This window comes from Allobosea sp. NPDC055594 (genome assembly GCF_053618995.1).
The window spans coordinates 153,501-179,520 of sequence record NZ_JBSHIO010000001.1 but is presented as its reverse complement, the minus strand read 5'-3'; the positions used below and the strand labels follow the sequence as shown (position 1 = coordinate 179,520).

Annotated in this window: 25 protein-coding genes; 12 read left to right on the top strand and 13 right to left on the bottom strand. The window is 67.3% G+C overall.

Annotation, left to right across the window (positions count from 1 at the left end; all coding sequences use genetic code 11):
- Positions 1 to 161: 161 nt before the first annotated feature.
- Positions 162 to 3,890, bottom strand: a complete 3,729-nt coding sequence (locus tag ACWGRX_RS00895; RefSeq protein WP_452116041.1) for a vitamin B12-dependent ribonucleotide reductase — start codon at positions 3,888 to 3,890, stop codon at positions 162 to 164.
- 716 nt (positions 3,891 to 4,606) lie between these two features.
- Between ACWGRX_RS00895 and ACWGRX_RS00890 the strand changes: the two genes are divergently transcribed.
- From ACWGRX_RS00890 to ACWGRX_RS00870, 5 genes are all read left to right on the top strand, one after another.
- Positions 4,607 to 5,302: an NIPSNAP family protein gene (locus ACWGRX_RS00890; protein ID WP_452116040.1), complete on the top strand. Its 696-nt coding sequence runs from the start codon at positions 4,607 to 4,609 to the stop codon at positions 5,300 to 5,302.
- 80 nt (positions 5,303 to 5,382) lie between these two features.
- The gene (locus ACWGRX_RS00885) at positions 5,383 to 6,390 is read left to right on the top strand and encodes a serine hydrolase domain-containing protein (RefSeq protein WP_452116039.1); all 1,008 of its coding nucleotides are present in this window, start codon (positions 5,383 to 5,385) and stop codon (positions 6,388 to 6,390) included.
- 91 nt (positions 6,391 to 6,481) lie between these two features.
- Positions 6,482 to 6,892 carry an NADH:ubiquinone oxidoreductase subunit NDUFA12 gene (locus ACWGRX_RS00880; RefSeq protein ID WP_291637926.1) on the top strand — a complete coding sequence of 137 codons (411 nt, stop codon included), beginning with the start codon at positions 6,482 to 6,484 and terminating at the stop codon, positions 6,890 to 6,892.
- Positions 6,893 to 7,153: 261 nt separating this feature from the next.
- Positions 7,154 to 7,777, top strand: coding sequence for a DUF2155 domain-containing protein (locus tag ACWGRX_RS00875; protein ID WP_452116038.1), 624 nt, complete (start codon positions 7,154 to 7,156; stop codon positions 7,775 to 7,777).
- Between the two features lie 3 nt (positions 7,778 to 7,780).
- Positions 7,781 to 8,167 carry a VOC family protein gene (locus ACWGRX_RS00870; protein ID WP_452116037.1) on the top strand — a complete coding sequence of 129 codons (387 nt, stop codon included), beginning with the start codon at positions 7,781 to 7,783 and terminating at the stop codon, positions 8,165 to 8,167.
- Here ACWGRX_RS00870 and ACWGRX_RS00865 read toward each other — a convergent pair.
- The 7 genes from ACWGRX_RS00865 to ACWGRX_RS00835 all read right to left on the bottom strand — a co-directional run bounded on the left by ACWGRX_RS00865 (position 8,158) and on the right by ACWGRX_RS00835 (position 14,720).
- Positions 8,158 to 8,841, bottom strand: a complete 684-nt coding sequence (locus ACWGRX_RS00865) for a class I SAM-dependent methyltransferase (RefSeq protein WP_452116036.1) — start codon at positions 8,839 to 8,841, stop codon at positions 8,158 to 8,160. The two genes, ACWGRX_RS00870 and ACWGRX_RS00865, sit on opposite strands and share 10 nt — an antisense overlap.
- Before the next feature lie 81 nt (positions 8,842 to 8,922).
- Positions 8,923 to 9,384: an Rrf2 family transcriptional regulator gene (locus ACWGRX_RS00860; protein ID WP_452116035.1), complete on the bottom strand. Its 462-nt coding sequence runs from the start codon at positions 9,382 to 9,384 to the stop codon at positions 8,923 to 8,925.
- Between the two features lie 85 nt (positions 9,385 to 9,469).
- Entirely contained in the window at positions 9,470 to 10,129 is a 660-nt protein-coding gene (aat, locus tag ACWGRX_RS00855; RefSeq protein WP_452116034.1) for a leucyl/phenylalanyl-tRNA--protein transferase, read from the bottom strand.
- A 227-nt stretch (positions 10,130 to 10,356) separates the two neighbouring features.
- Positions 10,357 to 11,721 (bottom strand): acetyl-CoA carboxylase biotin carboxylase subunit, encoded by a 1,365-nt coding sequence (gene accC, locus ACWGRX_RS00850; RefSeq protein WP_291637913.1) that lies wholly within the window; start codon positions 11,719 to 11,721, stop codon positions 10,357 to 10,359.
- A gap of 29 nt (positions 11,722 to 11,750) precedes the next feature.
- On the bottom strand, positions 11,751 to 12,212 hold the full coding sequence (gene accB, locus ACWGRX_RS00845) for an acetyl-CoA carboxylase biotin carboxyl carrier protein (protein WP_291649814.1): 462 nt from the start codon (positions 12,210 to 12,212) through the stop codon (positions 11,751 to 11,753).
- A gap of 249 nt (positions 12,213 to 12,461) precedes the next feature.
- Entirely contained in the window at positions 12,462 to 13,250 is a 789-nt protein-coding gene (locus ACWGRX_RS00840) for a DsbA family protein (RefSeq protein ID WP_452116033.1), read from the bottom strand.
- A 36-nt stretch (positions 13,251 to 13,286) separates the two neighbouring features.
- Positions 13,287 to 14,720 carry a M48 family metalloprotease gene (locus ACWGRX_RS00835; RefSeq protein ID WP_452116032.1) on the bottom strand — a complete coding sequence of 478 codons (1,434 nt, stop codon included), beginning with the start codon at positions 14,718 to 14,720 and terminating at the stop codon, positions 13,287 to 13,289.
- Between the two features lie 161 nt (positions 14,721 to 14,881).
- On the opposite strand from ACWGRX_RS00835, the gene ACWGRX_RS00830 reads away from it, so the two are divergent.
- Both ACWGRX_RS00830 and ACWGRX_RS00825 read left to right on the top strand, forming a co-directional pair.
- The gene (locus ACWGRX_RS00830) at positions 14,882 to 15,163 is read left to right on the top strand and encodes a YARHG domain-containing protein (RefSeq protein ID WP_452116031.1); all 282 of its coding nucleotides are present in this window, start codon (positions 14,882 to 14,884) and stop codon (positions 15,161 to 15,163) included.
- Positions 15,164 to 15,290: 127 nt separating this feature from the next.
- Positions 15,291 to 16,799, top strand: a complete 1,509-nt coding sequence (locus tag ACWGRX_RS00825; RefSeq protein ID WP_452116030.1) for a helicase HerA domain-containing protein — start codon at positions 15,291 to 15,293, stop codon at positions 16,797 to 16,799.
- 120 nt (positions 16,800 to 16,919) lie between these two features.
- Here ACWGRX_RS00825 and ACWGRX_RS00820 read toward each other — a convergent pair whose 3' ends face one another.
- Positions 16,920 to 17,492, bottom strand: coding sequence for a TIGR00645 family protein (locus tag ACWGRX_RS00820; RefSeq protein WP_452116029.1), 573 nt, complete (start codon positions 17,490 to 17,492; stop codon positions 16,920 to 16,922).
- Between the two features lie 232 nt (positions 17,493 to 17,724).
- On the opposite strand from ACWGRX_RS00820, the gene ACWGRX_RS00815 reads away from it, so the two are divergent.
- On the top strand, positions 17,725 to 18,165 hold the full coding sequence (locus ACWGRX_RS00815) for a BA14K family protein (RefSeq protein WP_452116028.1): 441 nt from the start codon (positions 17,725 to 17,727) through the stop codon (positions 18,163 to 18,165).
- A gap of 117 nt (positions 18,166 to 18,282) precedes the next feature.
- Here the strand turns inward: ACWGRX_RS00815 and ACWGRX_RS00810 are convergent, their stop codons facing one another.
- Positions 18,283 to 18,711, bottom strand: coding sequence for a DUF6678 family protein (locus ACWGRX_RS00810; protein WP_452116027.1), 429 nt, complete (start codon positions 18,709 to 18,711; stop codon positions 18,283 to 18,285).
- A gap of 143 nt (positions 18,712 to 18,854) precedes the next feature.
- On the opposite strand from ACWGRX_RS00810, the gene xth reads away from it, so the two are divergent.
- Positions 18,855 to 19,634, top strand: a complete 780-nt coding sequence (gene xth, locus ACWGRX_RS00805; RefSeq protein ID WP_452116026.1) for an exodeoxyribonuclease III — start codon at positions 18,855 to 18,857, stop codon at positions 19,632 to 19,634.
- Between the two features lie 41 nt (positions 19,635 to 19,675).
- A complete protein-coding gene (locus tag ACWGRX_RS00800; RefSeq protein ID WP_452116025.1) occupies positions 19,676 to 19,966 on the top strand; it encodes a putative quinol monooxygenase in 291 nt (96 codons plus the stop codon).
- Positions 19,967 to 20,105: 139 nt separating this feature from the next.
- On the opposite strand, the gene ACWGRX_RS00795 is transcribed toward ACWGRX_RS00800, so the two are convergent.
- The 3 genes from ACWGRX_RS00795 to ACWGRX_RS00785 form a co-directional block, all read right to left on the bottom strand.
- Positions 20,106 to 21,062, bottom strand: a complete 957-nt coding sequence (locus ACWGRX_RS00795) for a tetratricopeptide repeat protein (protein WP_291637891.1) — start codon at positions 21,060 to 21,062, stop codon at positions 20,106 to 20,108.
- Positions 21,049 to 22,779: a dihydroxy-acid dehydratase gene (gene ilvD, locus ACWGRX_RS00790; protein ID WP_291637889.1), complete on the bottom strand. Its 1,731-nt coding sequence runs from the start codon at positions 22,777 to 22,779 to the stop codon at positions 21,049 to 21,051. The genes ACWGRX_RS00795 and ilvD overlap by 14 nt, the downstream gene beginning before the upstream one ends.
- A 168-nt stretch (positions 22,780 to 22,947) precedes the next feature.
- A complete protein-coding gene (locus tag ACWGRX_RS00785; RefSeq protein ID WP_452116024.1) occupies positions 22,948 to 23,088 on the bottom strand; it encodes a hypothetical protein in 141 nt (46 codons plus the stop codon).
- A gap of 216 nt (positions 23,089 to 23,304) precedes the next feature.
- Between ACWGRX_RS00785 and ACWGRX_RS00780 the strand changes: the two genes are divergently transcribed.
- Both ACWGRX_RS00780 and ACWGRX_RS00775 read left to right on the top strand, forming a co-directional pair.
- Complete coding sequence (locus tag ACWGRX_RS00780; RefSeq protein WP_291637886.1) at positions 23,305 to 24,318, top strand: extracellular solute-binding protein; 1,014 nt, start codon at positions 23,305 to 23,307, stop codon at positions 24,316 to 24,318.
- Positions 24,315 to 26,009: an ABC transporter permease gene (locus tag ACWGRX_RS00775; protein ID WP_452116023.1), complete on the top strand. Its 1,695-nt coding sequence runs from the start codon at positions 24,315 to 24,317 to the stop codon at positions 26,007 to 26,009. Before ACWGRX_RS00780 ends, ACWGRX_RS00775 begins: the two co-directional genes overlap by 4 nt.
- Positions 26,010 to 26,020: the final 11 nt, after the last annotated feature.

Sequence of the window (26,020 nt, the reverse complement as noted above, 5' to 3'; positions counted from 1 at the left end):
AGGGCCGATGAAAGCCCTATTTCGATCCTTTGCCCCGCCGCGATAACGCGGCAGGGCATTTTCTAGGTTGAGGCGGACTTCCCCGCACATTGGGACACGCTTCGGGTAGAATCGAACCGAACTTCCGGAGCGCCTGCACTTCACAAGGCCACTCGGACCAATCAGCTGCAGCCCGTCGTCGAGCCGCAGGTGTTGCACTTCAGGCAGGTGCCGTTGCGGACCAGGGTGAAGTTGCCGCATTCGCCGCAGCTGTCGCCGACATAGCCCTTCATGATCGCCTCGGCCCGGCGCTCTGAGGCGCTCGGCTGAGCGGCAGGCGCGGCGAAGCCGAGCTTGGCCATCTCCGCCTCGCCATAGGCCTCCGGCTCCTCCTTCAGCGCGGTCGCGCCAGCGGTGGCGAGCGCCGTGACGCTGCCGCCCGAGCGGGCGACCGCGTCATTCGCCGCGGAGCCGCCCTGGATGGCGAGCAGGTTGATCGGCTTGCCACGGCGGAAGCCCGAGGAGGCCAGCGGCGTCGTGGTGATCGGCGCGACGGCGTCCGGTGCCACCCTGCCCTGCTCGACGCCGCCGCCCATCACGTCATGGCCGATCTCGCTGGGATCGACATGGGCGAGGTCGTGCCGGCCGAGATAGGAGATCGCCAGCTCGCGGAAGACATAGTCGAGGATCGAGGTCGCGTTCTTGATCGACTGGTTGCCCTGGACGAAGCCCGAGGGCTCGAACCGGGTGAAGGTGAAGGCCTCGACATATTCCTCAAGCGGCACGCCGTATTGCAGGCCGAGCGAGACCGCGATGGCGAAATTGTTCATCATCGCCCGGAAGGCCGCGCCTTCCTTGTGCATGTCGATGAAGATCTCGCCGAGGCGGCCATCGGCATATTCGCCGGTGTGGACATAGACCTTGTGGCCGCCAACCACCGCCTTCTGGATATAGCCCGTGCGGCGCGCCGGCATCTTCTCGCGGTCGCGCACCCGCTCGACCCGCTCGACGATGCGCTCGACGATCTTCTCGGCGACCTGCGTGGCGCGCGCCGCCATGGGATGCTGGTGCAGCGCCTCGACCGCGTCCTCGGCATCATCGTCCTCATCGGCGATCAGGGCCGAGTTCAGCGGCTGCGACAGCTTCGAGCCGTCGCGATAGAGCGCGTTGGCCTTCAGCGCCAGCTTCCAGGAGAGCAGATAGGCGCTCTTGCAGTCCTCGACGGTCGCGTCGTTCGGCATGTTGATGGTCTTGGAGATCGCGCCCGAGATGAAGGGCTGCGCTGCCGCCATCATGCGGATATGGCTGTCGACCGAGAGATAGCGCTTGCCGATGCGCCCGCAGGGGTTGGCGCAATCGAAGACGTTGTAGTGCTCCTTCTTCAGGTGCGGCGCGCCTTCCAGCGTCATCGCCCCGCAGACATGGACATTGGCGGCCTCGATCTCGGCCTTGGTGAAGCCGAGGAAGGGCAGCAGCTCGAAGGACATGTCGGCGAGCTTCTCGGCCGGGACCTTCAGCGTGCCGGTGAGGAAATCCTCGCCCAGCGTCCACTTGTTGAAGACGAACTTGATGTCGAAGGCGGCCTTAAGGTCCTTCTCGATCGCGTCGATCTTGTCCTGCGGGAAGCCCTTGGCCTTGAGCGAGCCATGGTTGACGCCCGGCGCCTGCGCCAGCGACCCGTGGCCGACGGCATAGGCCTCGATCTCCGCGATGTCCGCCTCGCGATAGCCGAGCGCCCGCAGCGCGTCCGGAACGGCGCGGTTGATGATCTTGAAATAGCCGCCGCCGGCGAGCTTCTTGAACTTCACCAGGGCGAAGTCGGGCTCGATGCCGGTGGTGTCGCAGTCCATCACGAGGCCGATCGTGCCGGTCGGCGCGATCACGGTCGCCTGGGCATTGCGGTAGCCATACATTTTGCCGAGCGACAGCGCCTCGTCCCAGACGATGCGGGCGCGCTCGGAGAGCTTGATGCTGGAGCCGCCGAGGCGCGCCAGCGTGCCATGGTCGAGCGGCACCGGCGTGACCTGCAGCCCCTCATAGCCGTCGGCTTGGCCATGGGCGGCGGTACGGTGGTTGCGGATGACGCGCAGCATGTGGCTGGCGTTCTTCTTGTAGCCCGGGAACGGGCCGAGCTCGCCCGCCATCTCCGCCGAGGTGGCATAGGAGACGCCGGTCATCACAGCGGTCAGCGCGCCGGCGAGCGCCCTGCCCTCGTCGCTGTCGTAGCCGAGGCCCATGGTCATCAGGAGGCCGCCGATATTGGCGTAGCCCAGGCCGAGCGTGCGGTACTCATAGGAGAGCTCGGCGATCTCGCGGCTCGGGAACTGCGCCATCGCGACCGAGATCTCGAGCACGATCGTCCAGAGCCGGCAGAGATGCTCGTAGCCCTCGACGTCGAAGGCCTTGGTCTGGCGGTCATAGAACTGCAGCAGGTTGGCCGAGGCCAGATTGCAGGCGGTATCGTCGAGGAACATGTACTCCGAGCACGGGTTCGAGGCGCGGATGCGTCCCGAGGCCGGGCAGGTGTGCCAGTCGTTCATCGTGGTGTTGAAGTGCAGGCCGGGATCGGCCGAGGCCCAGGCGGCGTAGCCGATCTTCTCCCAGAGATCGCGGGCCTTCAGCGTCTTCGTCACCTTGCCGGTGGTACGGGCGACGAGGTTCCACTCGCTGTCCGTCTCGACGGCGCGCAGAAAATCGTCGGTCAGCGAGACCGAATTGTTCGAGTTCTGGCCGGAGACGGTTAGATAGGCTTCCGAATCCCAGTCGGTGTCATAGGTGTCGAACTGGATGTCGGTATAGCCCTGGCGGGCGAACTGGATGACGCGCTTGATGTAGTTGTCCGGCACCATCGCCTTGCGGGCGAGCTTGATCTCGCGCTTCAGCGCCGGGTTCTTCTCGGGATCGAAGCAGGCATCGTCCGCGGCCTCGCAGTTGACGCAGGCCTTCATCACGGCCTTCATCGCCTTCTGGACGATCTTGGAGCCGGCGACGAGCGCCGCGACCTTCTGCTCCTCCTTCACCTTCCAGTCGATATAGGTCTCGATGTCCGGATGGTCGACGTCGACCACCACCATCTTGGCGGCGCGGCGCGTCGTGCCGCCCGACTTGATGGCGCCGGCGGCCCGATCGCCGATCTTCAGGAAGGACATCAGGCCGGAGGAACGGCCGCCGCCGGCGAGCTTCTCGCCCTCGCCGCGCAGCATCGAGAAGTTCGAGCCGGTGCCGGAGCCGTATTTGAACAGGCGCGCCTCGCGCACCCACAGATCCATGATGCCGCCCTCGTTGACGAGGTCGTCCTGCACGCCCTGGATGAAGCAGGCATGCGGCTGCGGATGCTCATAGCTCGACTTCGACTTGACCAGCTTGCCGGTCTTGAAGTCGACGTAGAAATGGCCCTGGCTCGGCCCGTCGATGCCATAGGCCCAGTGCAGGCCGGTGTTGAACCATTGCGGCGAGTTCGGCGCGACCATCTGCGTCGCCAGCATGAAGCGCAGCTCGTCATGGAAAGCGGCGGCGTCCTCCTCGGAGGAGAAATAGCCGCCCTTCCAGCCCCAATAGGTCCAGCAGCCGGCGAGCCGGTCGAAGACCTGCTTGGACGAGACCTCGGAGCCGTAGCGCTTGTCTTCGGGGAGAGCCGCGAGCGCCGCCTCGTCGGGAACCGAACGCCAGAGGAAGGACGGGACGTCGTTCTCCTCGACCTTCTTCAGCGCTGCCGGCACGCCGGCCTTGCGGAAATACTTCTGCGCGAGCACGTCGCTCGCCACCTGCGACCAGGCCTCGGGAACCTCGATGCCCTCGAGCCGGAACACGATCGAACCGTCGGGATTGCGAATCTCGCTGACGGCCGAGCGGAACGGGATCGCCTGATAGGGCGACTGGCCGGCGGCGGTGTGGCGGCGCTCGATGCGCATGTCTTCATCCCCAATGCGTGCCGCGGGCTCGGGAAAGCCACGCGCGGCCGGTTGCTCACCGGCTCCTGATGTCAGCCCAACTCGGTTTGATGCCCTGGGTCCCGCAGCGGTGTGACCCCGCCATCGAAACTCCGGATGCGACCAGCCGGGCCGCAGGTCGCCGTTCGCCGTCGCCGATATCGGCGCGCCGCGGTGATCACTTCGACCCGTCTGGGAACTCGTTCGCGGGGATCGAAGGCGTCTCCGCCAGCCGTCTCGCGACCCTCAAAATTTAGTCCCGATCGGACCGCGCCGTCAAGGATTAGTGCGCCACAAAGAGTGTGGACACGACATCTGGTAGGAAGATGTGGATCATGGGGATAAGTTTCAAGGAGCCGGCTAAACCCAAGGAATCGCATGGGGAATCGGCGCTGCGTTGCCAGATTGCAACGACCCGCCGCCTCGCGAAATCCCTAAAATCCACCGGACCATGGTTAACCTGCCCTCAACCGGGGCCCGCCTGACCCACTACTGGAAGCGTTCTCTGCGGCAGCCGCCACAAGTGCTTGAATCCGCGCGACGCTTGGCCGGCTGGCGCGAACCCGCAACCGGCCGCGGACGCCTCCCGAACCGTGACCGAATCGTGGCGAAGGCTCCGACGACGCTGCTGACGGAGTTGGGCTGCCCCTCCGCCTAGCGGAAGCACCAGCCAGGGGAACGCCAGCCAAAGGAACGCCATGACCGACACCGTCTTCGAACTGCGCCGCGACAGCCTGAAGCCCGGTGCACGAGAAACCCTGATCCGCGTCTTCGACACTTACCTCGTCGAGACGCAGGAAGCGGCCGGGATGAGCGTCGTGGCGCAGTTCCGCGATCCCGCGGCGCCCGACCAGTTCGTCTGGTTCCGCGGCTTTGCCGATCAGGACGCCCGCAGCCGCGCCCTCCCCGCCTTCTATGGTGGGCCGGTCTGGGCGGAGCACGGCCCCGCCGCGAACGAGACCATGCTGGCATGGCACAACGCGCTGATGCTAAAGCCTGCCGCACCCGGCCTTGGCTTCGACCCAAGTGGACTCGGGCGATTGCCCGCGGGAACCGTCGATCGCCAAGACGGGCGGACACATCTGGTCGCCATCCACCATCTCGCGCCGACGAGTAGCGACACCGAAGCGGCCGAGAGCGCAAATCTGGTTGCGCAAGCGGTTCGCGCGGAAGGCGGCGAGATTCTTGCCAGCATGATCAGCGACCGCAGCAGGAACGGATTCGCGCGCCTCCCCGTGCGCGAAGGAGAATGCGTCGCGGTCGCGCTCGTACGGCCAGCGGTTTCGCAGACGATCCCCGCGCTCGAGGCGGCCTTGCGCGAGATTTCGGTGGGCGGCGGCCGCTCCCCGGATATCGCCCGCCTCATCCCGACCGCACGCTCGCTGCTGCGCTGAGTCTGGATGGCCGGTTTCGGCACCGCATAGTCGCCGGGATTGCCCCGCCTGATGCGCGCAGGACACCAGGAGCCGAACCGATGCAACGCCTGCTCGCAATCATCGTGCTCTGTCTCTGGGTGTTGCCAGCACGGGCCGAGCCCCACAAGGAGTGGCGGACCGCCGATCCCGCCACGGCAGGCTGGCCCGCAGCCGCGCTGCAGCCATTGCGGGACTATGCCGACCTGCGCAAGCCGACCGCCCTGCTGCTGGTGCAGAACGGCGCCGTTATCGCCTCCTTCGGCGACCCGGCCCGCAAGGTCGGCGTCGCCTCGGTCCGCAAGAGCCTGCTGAGCGCGCTCTATGGCATCGCGGTCGCAGAAGGACGGATCGACCTCGACTCGACGCTCGGTGAACTCCGCATCGACGAGAAGCCGCCTGGGCTCTCGGAGCAGGAGAAGGGCGCGACCGTCGGCAACCTGCTGACCGCTCGCTCCGGCATCTATCTCCCGGCGGCGCACGAGACCTCCGAGATCAGGGAGAAGCGGCCGGCCCGCGGCAGCCACGCGCCTGGGACCTTCTGGTTCTACAACAACTGGGACTTCAACGCGCTCGGCACGATCTATCGCCAGCGCACCGGCGAGGACATCTTCGAGAGCTTCGCCCGCCGTATCGCCGCGCCGATCGGCATGCAGGACTTCTCGGCCGCGGATGGTCGCTATGCGCAATCGCCTGCCTCCCGGCACCCGGCCTATCCGTTCCGGATGAGCGCGCGCGATCTCGCCCGCTTCGGCGTGCTCTTCGCCAATGGCGGCAGTTGGGACGGGCGCCAGCTGGTACCGGCAGCCTGGGTGCGCGAATCGACCACCTCCCATGCCGCGACCGATCGGCCGGCGCGTGGCTATGGCTATATGTGGTGGACCTTGCCGGAAGACGGTTTCGGCAAGGGCGCGGCGCTCGCGTCCGGCTATGGCGGGCAGTTGCTCGCCATCGTCCCGGGCAAGCGCCTGGTGGTGGTCCAGACAGCCGAATCCGGGAACAGCCGAAGAGGAACCCGCACCCGGGACTTCATCGGCCTGCTGCGGCGGATCGTGGCGGCAGCGCCGTAGCCATGCATGCCTGCTGCGCCCGGCCGCACTGGACATCGCGGGCGCTGGACGACATAAGTCGCGCGAGCCCGAGCGCCTCCGGACAAGAGCGATGAACCAGACCCTGCTTCAGATCTTCACCTGGTGGAACGGCCAGACCCTCGGCACGCGCTTCCACACCTGGCGCTTCGGCGAGAAGGTCGGCGAGGACCAGTTCGGCAACGTCTATTACCGCACCAAGGGTGGCGCCAAGGACAAGGCCCTCGGCATCCAGCGCCGCTGGGTCGTCTATAACGGCCCGATCGAGGCCTCGACGATCCCGTCCGGCTGGAACGGCTGGCTGCACCACACCGTCGACATCGCGCCCTCCGAAGAGAAGTACGCTGCGCGCGACTGGGAGCAGCCGCATCAGCCGAACCATACCGGCACCGCCCTCGCCTATCGCCCCTCCGGCTCGACCCTGGCCGAGAATGAGCGCCCGCCGGCGACCGGCGATTACGAGGCCTGGACGCCGGGCCGCTGAGCGGCCCACGAGCGCCCGCAAGCCATCGAGCAGCGCGCGATCCTGGCGGGTCGCGCGTTTTTCTTTGGCCGAAGAGCCTTCCGACCCGACCGCACAGGCGCAGGCTACCGGCCGGGCGTCGGTCACTCGCCCTCGATCGCATGCGCATGGCCGCGGCGCCGCCACCCTGGCCCCCGGCTTCCGCCCTTTTTCCGCTGCGATTGCCGTGCTACTCCGGCGCCGTCGCGGCTCGGCCGCGCTGGAAGAGAATCGCAAGCCAGCATGCCCTCGCTCCGCAGAAGCCTCGCCTTAGCCGCCCTGTCCGGCGCCGCGCTCGTGCTGGCGGCCCCGGCCAAGGCCGACCGCATCCGCAATCCGGTCGCGGTCTTTGCCGGGCTCGACAAGATCACCGGTCGGATCATCTCCTTCGAGGTCGCGATCGACGAGACCGTGCAGTTCGGCGCCCTGCAGCTGACGCCGCGCGTCTGCTGGACGCGGCCGCCGACCGAGGCGCCGCAGACCACGAGCTTCACCGAGGTCGACGAGGTCACCTTCAACAACGAATACCGGCGGATCTTCACCGGGTGGATGTATGCGGCGAGCCCCGGCCTGCACGGCGTCGAGCATGCGATCTACGATGTCTGGCTGACCGACTGCAAAGGCGGCACCGAACTGGTCGTCGACCCCAAGGAGCCGGAGGCCACCCCGCCGCCGACCGCGGGCCAGCGTCCGGAGCGCCCGGTGCGTCCGGCCCGCGAGACCCCGCCCCCGGGCGCGCCGGGCAGCAATCAGCGCATCGACGTCGCTCCGCCGCAGGGCGTGCCAGTGCAGCCGCGCGCCCCGACGCAGCGCTTCTTCCCGACCAACCCGGCCGGCGGTGGCCGCGACCCGACCGGCGGAAACTGAACCATGGCGCGCGTCACCGGCATAGGCGGTCTTTTCTTCCGCGCTGGTGACCCGCAGGCTCTCGCCGCCTGGTATGAACGTCATCTCGGCATCGACGACCTCGCCAAGGCGGTCTGGCGCCAGGATGCAGGCCCGACCATTTTCGGCCCCTTTGCCGCGACGAGCGACTATTTCGGCCGGCCTGAGCAGCAATGGATGGTGAATTTCCGCGTCGACGATCTCGACGCGATGATGGCCGCGCTGAAGGCCGCCGGCATCGCGGTGGAAAGCCGTCCCGAATGGGATTCGGAGGTTGGCCGCTTCTGCCGCATCCATGATCCCGAGGGCAATCCGATCGAGCTCTGGCAGCCCGCGCCGGAAGCGTTCCCTACCCCTGAGGATCAGGCGTAGCCGACCCAGCCGCGGAAGCTGAAGCCCGTGTAGAACAGGCCGACCTGCGAGAACCCGGCATCCCGCAGGATTGCCTCGTCCTCCTCGGGGCTGAGCAGTTGGAGATGCGCTGCGACCGCCGCGCGGGCGCTCTCCGCCTTGGCCGGGTCCATCCCCGAAGCCTTGGCGAAGGCGGCGTAGCGCGAGAGCCAGAGTCCCCTCTCGCCCTCCCCCTGCGGGAAGCTGGCATGAGCGGCGACGAAGGGCGCCCCGGGCTTCAGCCTGCGATGGATCTCGCCCAGCGTGCGCCGCCTGTCTTCGGGCGCCAGGAAGTGCAGGGTCAACAGGCAGGTCGCCGCATCGAACGGCCCTTCCGGCGCATCCTCGATATAGCCCTCGTGAAGATCGACGCGCCTGCCGAGCGGCCCCAGCGTCTGGCCGGCTAGTTTCAGCATTTCGGCCGCCGGATCGACACCGTCGAAGACCCAGCCCGGCCGGGCCTGCGCCAAGGCTTTGAGCTCGAGCCCGCCCCCTGCCCCCAGGACCAGCACCCGGGCGTCTTCCGGAGCCCGTTCCGCCAGCAGGATGCCGGTCATCTTATGGAGATCGTGAAAGCCGGGCACGAAGCGCGGCGGGCCTTCCGCATAGCGAGCGACCGCCGCGGGGTCCGAGAATGGCGCCGTCGATGCGTTCATGAGATCGGCCTCGTCTTCGGCTGCTGAAAGCGGCGAGCACCAGCGCTCCACTGCCATCCGGCCAGGCGACGGCAGACTGCTTCAACCATGGGAAGCTTCCAGATCGTGGCGGCCGCCACGGGCGACGAGCCGCTCATGGAAGCCGGCGCTCAGTCCGGCCAGCGTCACCTCGCCGAGGCGGGCGAGCAGCAGGGCCTCGGCATCGGCGAAGGCTTGGTCGAGCGCCGCGTTCACCACCTGCTCGACGAGGCAGCCGGGGGCCTCCGTCCGGTTGCCGATGGCCAGCAGCGAGGGGCTGCCGAGCGCGTCGTAGATGTCGCACAATGTCACCTTCGAAAGATCGCAGGCAATGGTCCAGCCGCCGCCATGCCCCTTCTCGGAGCGGACATAGCCCTGGTCGCGCAGGCCTGCCATCACCCGCCGGATCACCACGGGATTGGTCGCCATCGCCCTGGCGAGGACTTCGGAGGTCACCGGGCCATCCTGTTCCGCCATGTGCAGCAGGACATGCAGCACCCCGGACAATCGGCTGTCGCGCTTCATGGAACTTCATATGTTGCGTGACATGGCCAAGATCAAGCCCCTCGCCTTGCCGCGAGTCCATCCTTTTCCCGTGACTGCCGAATCTTCAGTGCGCGCCGGGCACGCTCTCCAGTTCCGCCAGCGCCTCGCTGCCGCTGACGCGCTTCTCCCGCGGCCAGCTCCACCATTGCGCCTCGCTGGCGATCGCCGGCTCGAGCAAGCTGCGATAGATCTCCCGCGGCAGCTCGCGTGTACCGAACTGGGCGAGATGGGCGGTCTGGAACTGGGCGTCGAGCAGCCGGTAGCCGCCCCGCCGCAGCCGCGCCACGAGATGCACCAGCGCTACCTTCGAGGCATCGGTCTCGCGATGGAACATGCTCTCGCCGAAAAAGGCCCCGCCGAGCGAAAGCCCGTAGAGGCCGCCGACCAGATGTCCCTCGCGCCAGCACTCGACGGTGTGGACGAAACCGAGAGCGAAAAGCTCGCCATAGAGCGCGCGGATGCGCCGGTTGATCCAGGTCTCCTCGCGATCCGGGCGGCTTTCGGCGCAGGCTGCGATCACCGGCTCGAAGTCGTGGTCGACGCGGATCTCGAAACGATCGGAGCGCACGGTGCGCCGCAGCCTGCCGGGAACGTGGAAGGCATCGAGCGGGATGATGCCGCGAATCTCGGGCTCGACCCAGAACAGGCCGGGATCCTCGGCGCTCTCGGCCATCGGGAAGACCCCGCCGGCATAGGCGCGCAGCAGGATTTCCGGCGTGATCATGGGCGCGCGCACGGGTCTGGAACGGGCCTTCATGCAGTGATGGGAGCGCGGGCGCGCCAGCCTGTCAAACCAGGGTCGCGACCAGCCCCTCTCCCCTTGCGGGAGAGGGTTGGGGTGAGGGGTTTCGCGACCTTGCAATCTCGCCATCATGCCGAAGCGGAAAGCCTGGCGCGACCCCTCATGCGGCGCTGCGCGCCACCTTCTCCCGCAAGGGGAGAAGGAAAGGCTCACCCCTCGATGGGCTGCCCCATGCCGCCATTGGCCAGGAACTTCTCCAGCCAGTGGATGTTGTAGTCGCCGTTCAGCATGTCCTGGTTGCGCACCAGGGTGCGGAACAGCGGCAGGGTCGTGTCGACGCCGTCGACGACGAACTCGTCGAGCGAGCGACGCAGGCGCATCAGGCATTCGTCGCGGTTGCGGCCGTGCACGATCAGCTTGCCGACCAGCGAGTCGTAATGCGGCGGGATGACATAGCCCTGATAGGCCGCCGAATCGACGCGCACGCCCAGACCGCCCGGCGTGTGGAACGAGGCGATCTTCCCCGGAGACGGCCGGAAGGTCGACGGATGCTCGGCGTTGACGCGGCACTCGATGGCATGGCCCTCGATGATCACGTCTTCCTGGCGGATCGAGAGCGGCGCGCCGGCCGCGATCCTGATCTGCTCGTTGACCAGGTCGATCCCGGTGATCATCTCGGTGACCGGATGCTCGACCTGGATACGGGTGTTCATCTCGATGAAGTAGAACTCGCCGTCCTCGTAGAGGAACTCGATCGTGCCGGCGCCGAGATAGCCCATATCGGCCATCGCTTTGGCGCAGATATTACCGATCTTGTCACGCTCACCGGCATTGAGGGCGGGTGACGGCCCCTCCTCCCAGACCTTCTGGTGACGCCGCTGCAGCGAGCAGTCGCGCTCGCCGAGATGGATCGCCCGGCCCTTGCCGTCGCCGAGCACCTGGATCTCGATATGGCGGGGCTTCTGGAGATATTTCTCGATATAGACGGCATCGTCGCCGAAATTGGCCTTGGCCTCGCTGCGGGCGGTGGCGAGCAGGACGGATATCTCGTCCTCGCTGCGCACGACCTTCATGCCCTTGCCGCCGCCGCCGGACGCCGCCTTGATGATGACCGGCAGGCCGATCTCTCTGATAATGCGCAGCGCCTCCTCGTCATCGGCGACCCCGCCTTCCGAACCCGGAACGCAGGGGATGCCGAGGCGCTTGGCGGTGCGCTTGGCCTCGATCTTGTCGCCCATGCTGCGGATATGCTCGGCCTTGGGGCCGATGAAGGTGATGTTGTGCCGCTCGAGGATCTCGGCGAAGCGGGCATTCTCGGAGAGGAAGCCGTAGCCGGGATGAACCGCATCTGCGCCGGTGATCTCGCAGGCGGCGATCAAGGCGGGAATGTTGAGATAGCTCTCGCGTGCCGGCGGCGGGCCGATGCAGACGCTCTCGTCGGCCAGGCGCACATGCATGGCGTTGGCGTCGGCGGTCGAATGCACGGCGACCGTGGCGATGCCCAGTTCCTTGGCGGCGCGCAGCACGCGCAGGGCGATCTCGCCGCGGTTTGCGATCAGGATCTTGTCGAACATCTTCAGCCCGCTCCCGTCCGGCGCCGGCCTCACTCGATCACCAGCAGCGGCTCGCCGTATTCGACCGGCTGTCCGTCCTCGACCAGGATGGCGATGACCTTGCCGGCGCGCGGCGCGACGATGTCGTTGAAGGTCTTCATCGCTTCCACGAGCAGCACGCGCTCGCCGGCCTTAACCTCCTGGCCGATCTCGATGAAGGGCTTGGCATCGGGCGAGGGCCGGCGATAGGCGGTGCCGACCATCGGCGAGTTCACCGTGCCGGGATGCGCGGCTGCGGCCTTGGCCTCGAGCGGCGCGGCGGCGACAGGTGCCGGCGCGGCTGCCATGACCGGCGCCGAAGCGACCGGCGCCATCACGGTCGCGGTGATGGTGCGCGCCACGCGGATGCGCAGATCGCCCTTCTGCACCTCGATCTCGGTCAGGTCCGTCTCGTTGATCAGCTGCGCCATTTCGCGCACGAGTTCCGGATCGATGGGGCTCTTGGTCGCCATGGCGGACTTCACCGTCTTTGTAAGCTCGATGGATGGGACGGCACGTCCCGAAGGAAAAGCGGATATGCGAATGAATGGCGCCGGATCAAGCCGGCGGCCGCGCCGCGTCGGCGGGTCTTAGCCGGAACGGCGGTTCAGGGGAAGGGAGAAGGCGACCGCCTCCCCCCGTTTGCCGGCGAAAATCGCCTGCGGCGCCCCAGAAAGGCGTGGCGCCGCCTCCGATCCCGTCCAGCTGGTCTGCCCTGCCGCTCAGCCGCTGCAGGTCGCCTTGCCGCATTTGCGGACCGATTCGATCTTCTGCTTCAGGGCCGGAGCGCCGACCGCGCCGAACACCACCTCGTCGCCGATCACGAAGGCCGGCGTGCCGGTCAGGCCGAGCCGGTCGCCGAGCGCCACCGTGTGCTCGATCACGGCGCGGGTCGCCGGCGCTTCCATGTCCTTCTTCAGGCGCTCGATATCGGCGCCGGCCTCCTTGGCGACCTCCATCGCCTTGGCGCCGTTGATGCGGCCCTTGGTGCCCATCAGCTTGAGGTGGAAGTCCCAGTATTTCTGACCCTGGAGCTGCGCCTTGGCGGCGATCGCGACGCGGCTGGCCTCGACCGAATCCGGCCCGAGGATCGGGAAGTCCTTGATCACGACCTTCAGCTTCGGATCGGCCTTGACGAGCGTGTTGACGTCTTCCATCGCCCTTTTGCAGAAGCCGCAATTGTAATCCATGAACTCGACGATGGTGACGTCGCCCTGCGGATTGCCGGCGATGACCGAGGTCGCGGGGTCGACGAGGCTCGCCTTCTCGGCCGAGAGCGCATTGCGCTGCGCCTCGACCTGGGCGAGCTGGTTACGCCGCTCGAGCTCGACCATCGCCTCCTGGATCAGCTCGGGATTTTTCAGCAGCGTCTCGCGGACGAGATCGACCACGGCCTGGCGCTGCTCGGACGTCAGCGCCGGGGCCTGGGCCTTGGCCGGCATGGCGCCGAAGCCGAGCGCGGCCGCGGCAAGGCCGGCCATGGCGAGGCGGCGGAGCGGGGAAAGCAGCATTGGTGTAGGTCCTTTCAGGGCTGCGGCCGGCGGCCGCTAGCGTTGCTTGTCGGGAGGAACATAGTCGAGGATGTCGCGCGCGCGCAGCGCCGCGGGCGATCCCTGCGGCAATTTGCCGAGCGCCCGGCTGGCTTGCGTATGCGCGACCGTCCAGTCGCCCTTGGCGAAGGCATACTGCGCCGCCGAGAGTTCGGCCATGGCGATGTTGCCCTTGGCCGCATAGGCATTGGAGAGGTGCTGGTGCACCTCGGCGGAATCGGGCTCGCGCGAAGCGGCGTTCGAGAGTTCGCGGATCGCCTCGTCCAGCAGACCCGCCTGCCCGGTCGAGAGCAGCGCATGGCCGAGCATCTGCCGGATGAGCCCGGCCTGCGGCGCCAGCGCGACCGCCTGGCGCAGCACCGGCACGGCTTCGCGGGCGCGGCCCGCCTCGAGCAGCGCCTGGCCCTTGAGTTCGAGGAAATAGGCGTTGCGCGGCTGCTCGGCGCTGAGCTTGTCCATCGCCACCAAGGCCTGCGCCATGCGGCCTGAGCGATAATCGCTGATCGCGCGGGCATAACGTGCCGCCATCGACTGGTCGGCCATGCCATAGCGCCGGGCGACGCCCGATTCCCGCTCGACGAAGCCCATCAGCTTGGCCCGCATCAGGTCGTGCCGCGCCTGCAGCTCCGGCGGATCGGCCTTGTTGAAATGCGGGCTGGCCTTGGCCAGCGTCTCGAGCTGGGCGACGCGCTCGGTCGGCATCGGATGGCTGATCGTGTAGGGATCGATGCTGCGCGTCAGGAAGGCGCTGTTCTCGGCGAAGCGCCCGAAGACGGTGAGCATGCCCTTCGCCGACATGCCGGCGGCGCCGAGATAGCGCACCGCGGCCCGGTCGGCCGCCTGCTCCTCCGAGCGCTGATAGGCGAGCAGCGAGCGGCGGACGAGTTCCTGCGGCCCGGTCAGGGCGCCCATCGCGCCGATACCGGGATTGCCCATCGAGCCACCGCCGCCGCGCGCGCCGGCGACGACGGCGCCGGCGCCGGCCAGCAGACCGGCGATCGAGAGGATCTGCGCGCCCTGGATCTCCTGGCGCAGCCGGGCGAGATGGCCACCGGCGAGATGGCCGCTCTCATGCGCCAGCACGCCGATCACCTCGTTCGGGGTCGCGGCATCCATCAGCACGCCGATATTGACGAAGATCGACTTGCCGTCGGCGACGAAGGCGTTGAAGGCGCGGTCGTTGATCAGGATGATTCGGGTCCCGCGCGCATTGATCCCAGCCGCCTTGAAGATCGGCGTCGCATAGTCGCGCAGCAATTGCTCGATCTCGGCATCGCGGATCAGCGCGATCGAGCGCTTCTGGGCCTGGGCATGGGCCGGAGCGAAAGCTGCCAGCGCGCCACCGAGCACCACCAGCACGCGCCGAAGCGTCCGCGCCGGGCGGCGGCGGGCTTGCAGACGTGGGAAGGCGATAGCAGGTTCGGCATTCATGGCTTCGCGGTCTTGTCGTTCCTGGCGGACGGAGGCGTCAATTCACGGTTTTGCCAGCCCTTTGCCGCAGGATCATGATGCGGTCGTGGCGGCGAAGCGAAAACAATTCTCGCCCGAAGCAGGAGGCTTTCACAATGGTGACTGAAAACGCGCGCCGTCCCATGCCGAGATCGCTGCTCCTGGCAGTCGGCGCAGGCCTCGCCCTGTCGTCGTTCGTCATCATCCACTCGGCCGAGGCCCAGACCTGCGAGGATCTCTGGTACCAGCGCAACGAGATCTACAAGGCCCAGGGCTATTGCTTCCGCACCGAGCGCGCCATTCGCGCCTTCGGCAATGCCGGCTGTGTCTATGACAATGTCGAGGACGTGCCGCTCTCGACGAGTCAGCGCCGGCAGATCGCCGACATCCAGCGCGTCGAGCGCACCCATGGCTGCCCGCGCTGAGGCCATTTGCTGTGGATGCCGGGCGGGATCGTCCCCCAGCGACCGCTTGCCATGCTAGACGGGCGCGCGGCCCGCGCCTTGCTGGCGGGGCTGGCCAGCGTGGATCGAAGGTAGCATATCTCCCGGCATGAAGACTGGCATCGACATGGGTTCGACGCGCAGCGGCGAGCCCGCTGAGCTCGATCTCGCCGAACTGCTGGCGACCCGGCTGCTGGTCCAGGGCAATTCCGGCTCGGGAAAATCGCATCTGCTGCGCCGCCTGCTCGAGCAGAGCGCGCCCCTGGTGCAGCAGGCGGTGATCGACCCCGAAGGCGACTTCGTCTCGCTGGCCGACCAGTTCGGCCATGTCGTCGTCGACGGCACGGCGAGCCCGCCGGAGCTGCAGCGAATCGCGCTGCGCGTGCGCCAGCACCGCGTCTCGGTCGTGCTCAATCTCGAGGAGCTCGACGCCGACGAGCAATTGCGCGCCACCGCCGCCTTCCTTGGCGGGCTGTTCGATGTCGACCGCTCCTGCTGGTATCCGATGCTGGTCGTCGTCGACGAGGCGCAGCTCTTCGCGCCGGTGATGGCCGGCGAAGCCTCCGACGAGGCGCGCCGCCTCTCGCTCGGCGCCATGACCAATCTGATGTGCCGTGGTCGCAAGCGCGGGCTGGCCGGCGTGATCGCGACCCAGCGCCTCGCCAAGCTCGCCAAGAACGTCGCGGCCGAGGCCTCGAACTTCCTGATGGGCCGCACCTTCCTCGACATCGACATGCAGCGCGCCGCCGACCTGCTCGGCATGGACCGGCGCCAGGCCGAGATGTTCCGCGATCTCGAACGCGGCCAGTTCGTCGCGCTCGGCCCGGCCCTGTCGCGCCGCCCCCTGCCGGTGCGGATCGGCTCCGTCGCCTCGGTCGACCGCGGTGGGGCGCCCAGCCTGCTGCCGCTGCCCGAGCAGGCGCCGGAGGATGCCAGCAAGCTGATCTTCACCGCTGGCGAGGACGAGGTCGCCCCTGCTCCCTGGCCGCGCCAGCCGCGCCCGCGCCCGGCCGTCGCCCCCGAGATCATCCGGCGGATCGAGACGCACCAGCCGCCCATGCCGCCCCCGGAGCCCGAGATCGAGATGGAACCGGAGGAGCGCGAGGCGGCGCTCGTCGAGATCCTGAACGAGCTGCTCGACGATACCGAGGCGCGCGACCGGCCGGTCGCCGTGCTCTACCAGGATTTCACCGTGCGCTGCCGCATGCGCCGCGTCAGCGGCCCCGAAACCGGGCTGGAGGCCTTCCGCAAGCGGCTCGCCGTCGCCCGCGCCGGGGCGAGCGAGGCGGTGCTGTCCTCCGACGCCTGGGAGAAGGCGCTCACCGCCGCCGAGACGCTGCCGGAGGACCTGCACGGGCTCTTCCTGTTCATTGCCCGCAGCGCGATCGAGGGCGTCCCCAGCCCCTCCGACGCCGAGCTGGCCGAGGCCTATGGCAGCCATTCGCCGAGCCGCGCCCGCCGCCTGCTCGGCTATATCGAAGAGCGCGGGCTCCTCGTCTGCCATGTCGACTTCCGCGGCCAGCGCACGCTGGCCCTGCCGACGCTTGGCGTCGAGACCGCCCCCGGCCTCGCCTCGCCGCAGATCAAGGGCCTGCCGCCGCGCCGGGCGCGGGGGTAGTTACGTCATTCTCGGCCGCAGCGTAGCGGAGGGCCGAGAATCCCATGACGAGAAGGCTCCAGTCAGCGCCCTTTACGGCCAGAGATACGCGGGTCGAGCCCGAGCCTGACGCGCGTCAAATCAATGTCCCTTGCCGTTGCCGATCGTCATCTTGTCGACCCAGGCGATGCCGATCGCCGAGAAGATGAAGACGACATGGATCAGCGTCTGCAGCAGCACGCCGGTCTCGGTGTAGTTCGCGGTGCGCCCGGCGATGCCGATATTGCCGGCCTCGATGAAGGTCCGCAGCAGGTGGATCGACGAGATGCCGATGATCGCCATGGCCAGCTTGATCTTGAGGATCGAGGCGTTGACGTGGCTGAGCCATTCCGGCTGGTCGGGATGGCCCTGCAGCTTCAGCCGCGAGACGAAGGTCTCGTAGCCGCCGACGATCACCATGATCAGCAGATTCGAGATCATCACCACATCGATCAGGCCGAGCACGACCAGCATGATCTGCTGCTCGCTGAAGTCGAAGGAATGGGTGACGAGGTGCCAGAGTTCCTTCAGGAACAGGAAGACATAGACGCACTGTGCCACGATCAGGCCGAGATAGAGCGGCACCTGCAGCCAGCGCGAGGCGAAGATGATCATCGGCAGCGGCTTCAGCGTGGCGGCCGGCAGCGCGCCGGTGGGTTCGACGGGGTGCGACATGTCGGGTTCGGGCCTCTGGGGGAATCGGACGCCAAGCGCCTTGTGCAGCGCGAAATGGTGAGTTCCCGCGATTTTCGCAAGCAAAAATACCGAATATTCATCGAGAACGTTGAACTTTCGCCGCTTTTGACGATTAGTGCATTCGGCTACACGTCGCCGCCGCCGATAGTGGCGGCAGCCCTGGGGGAACAGTCAGCGTTCCTCTCGCGTTGGAGAGGAAAGGAGTTTTTCGATGTTCAGGACGACCATGATCGCAGCCGCTGCCGCAGGCGCGTTCGTTCTCGCCGCCCCGGCCAATGCAGCGCCGCTGGCGCCCGCAACTGCCGCCGTCACCGCGGCCGCCGATGCGGGCCTCGTCGAGACCGTGCAGTATCGCCGCTATTACGGTCCGCGCTACGGTTACCGCGGCGGCTATTATGGCGGCTATCGCTATAATCGTGGCGCCGCGGTCGGTGCCGGCATCGCGGCTGGCGCGATCGGTGCCCTGGCCGCCGGTGCCCTGCTCGCACCCGGCCCGGTCTATGCCGAGCCAGTGCCCCCGCCCTATCGCGGCCCGGTCTACGCCACGCCGGACGCCGACGCGATCGCCTATTGCTCGCGCCGCTTCCGCACCTACGACCCCGAGACCGGCACCTATATCGGCACCGGCGGCGTGGTCCGCGCCTGCCCGTAAGCGCCAGGCGCAGCTCCGGTTCGCATCGAGGCCTTCCCGCATGGGGAGGCCTTTTTCGTTATGGCCAAAGCGGAGCGCCTTGGGCTGCGCATGTCCGAGATGGGTCGAAAGCGGAACCTATCGGCTATAGCCGATAACCCTTAGGCCACCGGGAGTGGCTGCGAAATTGCAGTTGAGATGCAGGAGAACGGCTTCTGCTGCCGCCAAGTTCTGAGCAGTCTCGAGAGCCGGAACATTGTTTAGACGCGGGAAGCGAGCAACGGCGGGAATGTCCATCCATTCGATTGAGCGAAGCTCAATAGGGCCGAAATCAAAGCTGTCTATCCAGGGATAGGGCTGATAGAGCGCGTTAATCGAGGGGAAGTACATGACCTTTGGCTCGGGCACATGGATAAACTTCACGATCATCTGTTCGAGATCGACACCGGCCTCGTCCATAGCCGTGAAGAGCCTCCTCCACTTCGTGTCTGACATGTGAGCGTGCGAAAACTCACGTCGGGCCAGCGCCGATAGCCGGTCTAGATCAGCTCGGGTGTGCGTCGTCATAACGCTACCGTGTCACGCTCAGGAAAGGTCCGCAACGGGTCGGGAGCCGCGCGCCGCGCTCGCTCCCTGACGCGCCTGCTGACTTGCCTTGGCGCCCGCTGGGGTCCTTATGGTGGCGAGCCCTGAGAATCCGGAGTCAGCCCGTGCGTATCGCCACCTGGAACGTCAACTCGGTCCGCCAGCGGCTTCAGCACCTGCTCGCCTTCCTGAAGGAGGCCGAGCCCGATGCGCTCTGCCTGCAGGAGCTGAAATGCGTCGATGGCGACTTTCCGCGGGCCGAGATCGAGGAGGCCGGCTGGCAGGTCACGACCCACGGCCAGAAGGCCTTCAACGGCGTCGCCATCCTCTCGCGCAGCACGCTCGAGGATATCCGGCGCGGCCTGCCGGGCAATGATGGCGACGAACAGGCGCGCTATCTCGAAGGCGTCCTGCCGCATGGCGACGGCGTCGTCCGGCTCGCCTCGATATACCTGCCGAACGGCAACCCGCCCAACACCGAGAAATATCCCTACAAGCTCGCCTGGATGGAGCGCCTCACCGTGCATGCACGCGGCCTGCTCGCCCATGAGGAACCGCTGGTGCTCGCCGGCGACTACAATGTCATCCCCGAGCCGCGCGATGCGCGCGATCCCGCCGCCTGGGCCGGCGATGCGCTGTTCCTGCCGCCGACCCGCACCGCCTTCCGCAAGCTCGTCAATCTCGGCTTCACCGAGGCCCTGCGTGCCTCGACCGATGCGCCCGGACTCTACACCTTCTGGGACTATCAGGCTGGCGCCTGGCAGCGGAACAATGGCATCCGCATCGACCATCTCCTGCTCTCGCCGCAGGCGGCGGACCGGCTCGCCGGCGTCTCCATAGCCAAGCATGTCCGCGGCTGGGAAAAAGCCTCCGACCATGTTCCGGTGCTGATCGAGCTGAACTGACCGGCACTGCCGCTCTCGCCATAACCATCGGGGGCAAGCGCGTGCTGAAGGTGATAGCCCAGGACTTCATCCGGCTGGACGCGCTGGAACTCGTCGCCCCGCTTTATCGTGAACTCGTCGAGAAGACGCGGGCTGAGCCGCTATGCCTCGGCTATGAGCTTTTCGTCGACCGGAAGGACCCGGGCCATTTCATCTTCGTCGAGGAATGGCCGGACCGCGCCGCACTCGACGCCCATTGCCGGACGGAGCACTTCACCCGGTTGGTGCCCCTGATCAACCGCCATCAAAGACAGGATGGCACCTTCATCCTGATGGATACCTTCGGCGCATAGATCGCCGCGCTCAGGACAGGGACATCGTCATCAGGGCGAGCCGGCCGCATGCCGGGGAGAACACATCCCTTCCCGTCCGAAGACGCCGCTCCGATCGGGATTCGCGCTGAGGCGACCAGCGCGCCGCTGGATGCAGGCCTCAGCGCCGCGCGCCGCGCCCAGCCACCTGCTGGCGTTCGACCAGAGCGAGCGCCGCTGTCCGGTCGGCGGGGCTCGCAGCTCCGAAGGCGGCATCACAACGCTCGACGATCCAGCCCTCGCGGGTCGCGTCGGCGCCCTCGCGGGCCAGTGCCAGCCACATCAGGCCGAGGATCGGATGGCGCGGGACGCCATCGCCGCCGCGCAGCAGCATATCGCCGAAAACCGCGCGCGCCGGGGCATGGCCCTTCTCGGCGGCGAGCTTCATCCAGCGCGCCGCCTGGCGCGGATCGCGCTGCGCGCCGGTGCCATTCAGATAGAGCCGCGCAAGATTGTACTGGCCGTCCGAGTCGCCGAAATAGGAGGCGGCATAGTGGAACATGTCGAAGGCGCGGTCGGCATTGGGCTTCACATAGGTGCCCTTGATGCCGTCGAGGAAATAACCGCCGAGCGCGACGAAGGCGCTGGCGACGATGCGCGCATCGGAGGTGCCGGGGATCTGGTCGGCATTCTCATCCGCGATCTTCGAGAAATATTCGAAAGCCTTGAGATCATTGACCGGAACGCCGTCGCCACTGGCATAGACGCGGCCGAGCTTGAACTGCGCCGCGAGATGCCCGCGCGAGGCGGCGAATTCGAGCGCGCGCACTGCGCCGGCCTGGTCGCCGGCCGAGGAATCGCGCATCCAGGCCTTCAGCGCGTCGCGTGCACTGCTGAAGGGTGCGAGCGGCAGGGCGGTGTGGGCGACCGGCCCGCTCGGCGCTGGCGCGATGGCCCGCCCGCCGGCGAGCGGAGACGGCTCGCCGACCGCGCCATCCTCCGGCTCAGGCAGGGCGATGCCGGGGATCGGACGCGGCGGGACCAGCCCGCGCTGCCCGTTCAGCTCCTGCGCCCAGGCGACCGGCTGGCAGCCCAGGACGAACAGGGCTCCGGCTAGGATGGTTTCAGATATCCGCATAGCAATGGGTCTCGGCCGCCCCTCCGGGGTGGGTGACGGCCCCTCCCTTGGCGGAGCCGACGGTCTGCGCGTATTTCCAGAGCGCGCCGGAGTTGTAGTCGGTCCCGCGCGGCTTCCAGGCCTTACGACGCTCCTCAAGTTCGGCATCAGAAAGGCGGACTGCGAGCTTTCCTGTGATGGCGTCGAGCTCGATGATGTCGCCGTCGCGGATCAGGCCGATCGGCCCGCCGACAGCCGCCTCCGGGCCGACATGGCCGACGCAGAAACCGCGCGTCGCGCCCGAGAATCGCCCGTCGGTGATCAGCGCAACCTTGTCGCCCATGCCCTGGCCGTAGAGCGCCGCGGTCGTCGCCAGCATCTCGCGCATGCCGGGGCCGCCCTTGGGGCCCTCATAGCGGATCACCAGCACGTCACCGACCTTGTATTCGCGGTTGGCGACGCATTTGAACGCGTCCTCCTCGCAGTCGAAACAGCGCGCCGGGCCGCTGAAGACCAGGCTCTCGGCCGGCATGCCGGCGATCTTCACGATCGCACCTTCGGGCGCGAGATTGCCGACCAGGCCGACGACTCCGCCATTGTCGGAAAGCGGCTTGTTGGCCGGACGGATCACGTCCTGCTCGTCATTCCATTTCACCGAGGCGAGGTTTTCGGCGATGGTGCGGCCGGTGACCGTCATGCAGTCGCCATGCAGATAGCCGTGGTCGAGCAGGGTCTTCATCAGCAGCGGAATGCCGCCGACCTCGAACATGTCCTTGGCGACATATTTCCCGCCCGGCTTCAGATCGGCGATGTAGGGCGTCTTCTTGAAGATCTCGGCCACGGCGAAGAGATCGAAATCTATGCCGCATTCATGCGCGATCGCCGGCAGATGGAGCGCGCCATTGGTCGAGCCGCCGGAGGCCGCGACGACCATGGCGGCATTTTCGAGCGCCTTGCGGGTGACGATGTCGCGCGGCCGGATGTTCCGGGCGATCAGCTCCATCACCATCTCGCCGGCGGTGTAGCAGAAGGTGTCGCGGACGTCGTAGGGCGCCGGCGCGCCGCAGCTATAGGGCAGCGCCAGGCCGATCGCCTCGGCGACCGTCGCCATGGTGTTGGCGGTGAACTGGGCGCCGCAGGAGCCGGAGGACGGGCAGGCCACCTCCTCCAACTCCTTGAGATCCTCGTCCGACATGGCGCCGACCGAATGCTTGCCGACCGCCTCGAACACGTCCTGGATCGTCACCGGCTTGCCCTTGAAGCTGCCGGGCAGGATCGAGCCGCCATAGATGAAGATCGAGGGCACGTTGAGGCGCACCATCGCCATCATCATGCCCGGCAGCGATTTGTCGCAGCCGGCGAGCCCGACGAGCGCGTCATAGCAATGGCCGCGCATGGTGAGCTCGACCGAGTCCGCGATGACCTCGCGCGAGGCCAGCGAGGACTTCATGCCCTGATGGCCCATGGCGATGCCGTCGGTGACCGTGATGGTGCAGAATTCGCGGGGCGTGCCGCTGGCCGAGGCGACGCCCTTCTTGACAGCCTGGGCCTGGCGCATCAGCGCGATGTTGCAGGGCGCGGCCTCGTTCCAGCAGGAGGCGACGCCGACGAAGGGCTGCGCGATCTGCCGCGCGGTCATGCCCATGGCGTAATAATAGGAACGGTGCGGAGCACGGGCCGGGCCGACGCTGACATGCCGGCTGGGGAGCTTAGACTTATCGAAAACGCGTCCGTCCATCGTACTCTGTCTTCCTGACCGCAAGCCGCGCCTTCTGCGCGACCCGATGTGCCACGCGGCCATCGCGGGACGCAACGCCACCCCCTCCGCCTGCAGGAAGCCTGAAACCCTTTCCGGAAACCCGGAAAATCAATCTCAAATCTTCCATACCGCGACGAATTGGCAGGTTCATTTGCTGGGAGCGCTTTGTGGCGGCATCGCGGCAATTGCCGCGCTCAGCTTTGCCGCCGCTGCAATCCGAACAATTGTTGTAGAAATGTCACGAATTTTAACGACTGGCGCAATGTTTACAGCGCCGTCTTCTTGCATGCACCGAGGCATCCCAGGGGTGGCCACTTTCCCCCGCGCCGCAGCCCGGCCATGCCGAATCCTCAGTCTCATTCTTAGAATTAATCCAAAATGGAGCCAGTTTAGAATTGATATAACCCATTGATAAAGCTACATATTTCCTTGACCACCTGCGGCTGGCGCTCTACCTGCATTGCCGACACCCGAGGCCATTCGGGCCCGCACCAGGAGTGAAGCATGTCCGTAAAGTCCCGCCTCTATGCCGCAGCGCTGACTTCCTGCCTGCTCGCCGGCCCGGCTTTCGCACAGAGCGTCAACCTCTACACCACGCGTGAGCCGGCCCTGCTCAACCCGGTGATCGAGGCCTTCACCAAGGATACCGGCATCAAGGTCAACGCCGTCTTCCTGAAGGACGGCCTGCAGGAGCGCATCAAGGCCGAGGGCGCCAACAGCCCGGCCGACGTGATGCTGCTGGTCGATGTCGGCCAGATCAACGAAGCCGCCGATGCCGGCATCACCCAGCCGATCCAGTCGGCGCTCGTCGACAAGACCGTGCCGGCCGCGCTGCGCGGCCCGGGCAACAACTGGGTCACGCTGACCCAGCGCGCCCGCATCGTCGTCGCCTCGAAGGACCGGGTGAAGCAGGATGCGATCACCTATGAGGAGCTCGCCGACCCCAAGTGGAAGGGCAAGTTCTGCATCCGTGCCGGCCAGCACCCCTACAACAACGCCTTCTTCGCCGCCTATCTCGCCCGCAACGGCGCCGAGAAGACCGAGGCCTATCTCAAGGCCCTGAAGGCCAATGTCGCCCGCAAGCCCGGCGGCGGCGACCGCGACGTCGCGCGTGACATTCTCTCCGGCCAGTGCGACATCGCCATCATCAACACCTACTATATCGGACTGATGAGCCAGGCGAAGAACGAGCAGAAGGGCTGGTACGAGGCGATCAAGCCGCTGAAGAGCAGCTTCGCCGGCGGCGGCACCCATGTGAACGTCTCGGCCGCGGCGATCGCCAAGAATGCGCCGAACAAGGAGAACGCGGTCAAGCTGGTCGAGTACATGCTCGGCGAGAAGGCCCAGCATCTCTATGCCGACGGCAATTTCGAGTACCCGGTCAATGCCGACGTCAAGGAAGCCGCCTCGGTCAAGCTGCTCGGCGCCCTGACGCCCGACACGACTCCGCTCGGCGACGTCGCCAAGAACCGCAAGGCAGCTTCCGAACTGGTCGACAAGGTCGGCTTCGACAATTGAGTCAGGCTGTCATCAGCCCCGCCAATGGACGGCCGTCACATCTGTGGCGGCCGTCGACGCGTCTTGCCCTGCTCGCCGCGCTCGCCGCGGCGCTGGTCGCTCTGCCGGTTCTCTCGCTCGGCCTCACCGCCCTGTCGCGCGAGGCCCTGGCGGTCTGGCCGCATCTGACCGCCAATGTCCTGCCGGCGGCTCTCGGCGACACCTTGCTGCTGCTCGCCGGCGTCGCCGTCTTTTGCGGCATTGTCGGCGTCGGCACCGCCTGGCTGGTGACCCAGCACGAATTCCCCGGACGGAAGAGCCTGGAATGGCTGCTGGTGCTGCCGCTGGCGATGCCGACCTACATCACCGCCTATGTCTACGTCGAAATCCTCGGATTCCAGGGCCCGCTGCAGAGCCTCTTCCGGGCGCTGACAGGCTACCGCTCGCTGCGCGACTACTGGTTCCCCGACCCGCGCAACCTCACCGGCGCGATCCTGATCCTCGGCCTCGTGCTCTACCCTTACGTCTATCTCAGCGTCCGGGCGCTGTTCGGCATGCAGAGCGCCGCCATCGTCGAATCGGCGCGTACCCTCGGCGCCTCGCGCTGGACGCTGTTCCGGCGCGTCGCCCTGCCCATGGCCCGGCCGGCCCTGGCGGCGGGGCTTACGCTCGCTCTGCTCGAAACCCTCAACGATATCGGTGCCAGCGAGTATCTCGGCGTCCGCTCGCTGACGCTCTCGGTCTACACGACCTGGCTCAACCGCTCGTCGCTGCCCGGCGCCGCGCAGATCGCCTGCGTCATGCTGCTCGTCGTCGTCGGGCTGATCCTGGTCGAGATGCAAAGCCGCGGCGCCAGGCGCTTCTCCCTGCCGGTGAAGCGCCTGCGACCGGTCGGCCGCAGCCCGTTGCCGCGCAGCGCCGCCTGGGCGGCGAGCGCAGCCTGCGCGCTGCCGGTCCTACTCGGCGCGATCCTGCCCCTCGCCTTTCTCTTCGGCGAATTCCTGCGGCGCGACCTGATCGCCCAGGCCGATGCGGCGATGTTGCGCTCGCTCGCCAACACGCTCGCGATCTCGGCCGCCGCAACGGCCATCGTCGTCGCCGTCGGGGTCGGCGTCGCGGCCGCGGTCAGGCTCGGGCGCGAGCCCTGGCTTCCGGCCGTCGCCAGGCTGGCCTCGCTCGGCTACGCCCTGCCCGGAACCGTGCTGGCGCTCGGCCTGCTCGTCCCCCTCGCCGCCTTCGACAATCTCGTCGCCGATGCCAGCCGGGCCGTTTTCGGCGCCAGCCCCGGCCTGCTGCTGCTCGGCTCCGGCGCGGCGCTGGTGATCGCCTATCTCGTCCGCTTCCTGTCGATCGCGCTGGCGGGCACGCAAAGCGGGCTCGCCCGCATCTCGCCGCGCATCGACGACGCCGCCCGCTCTCTCGGCGCCGGAAGGCGCGAATTGCTGCGCCGGCTGCACTGGCCGCTGACCCGTCCGGCGATCGCCGCCGCGGCGCTCCTGGTCTTCGTCGACTGCATGAAGGAGCTGCCGATGACGCTGCTCCTGCGGCCGCTCAATTTCGAAACGCTGGCGACCCAGGTCTACGGTCACGCCTCGCGCGGCGTCTTCGAGGATGGCGCGCTCGCGGCGCTCCTGATCGTGCTGATCGGCATCTATCCCGCGATCATGCTGGCGCGCGCCGGCAATGGCGAGAAGCTGGCCGCGGGAAGCTGATTCCGGGCCGG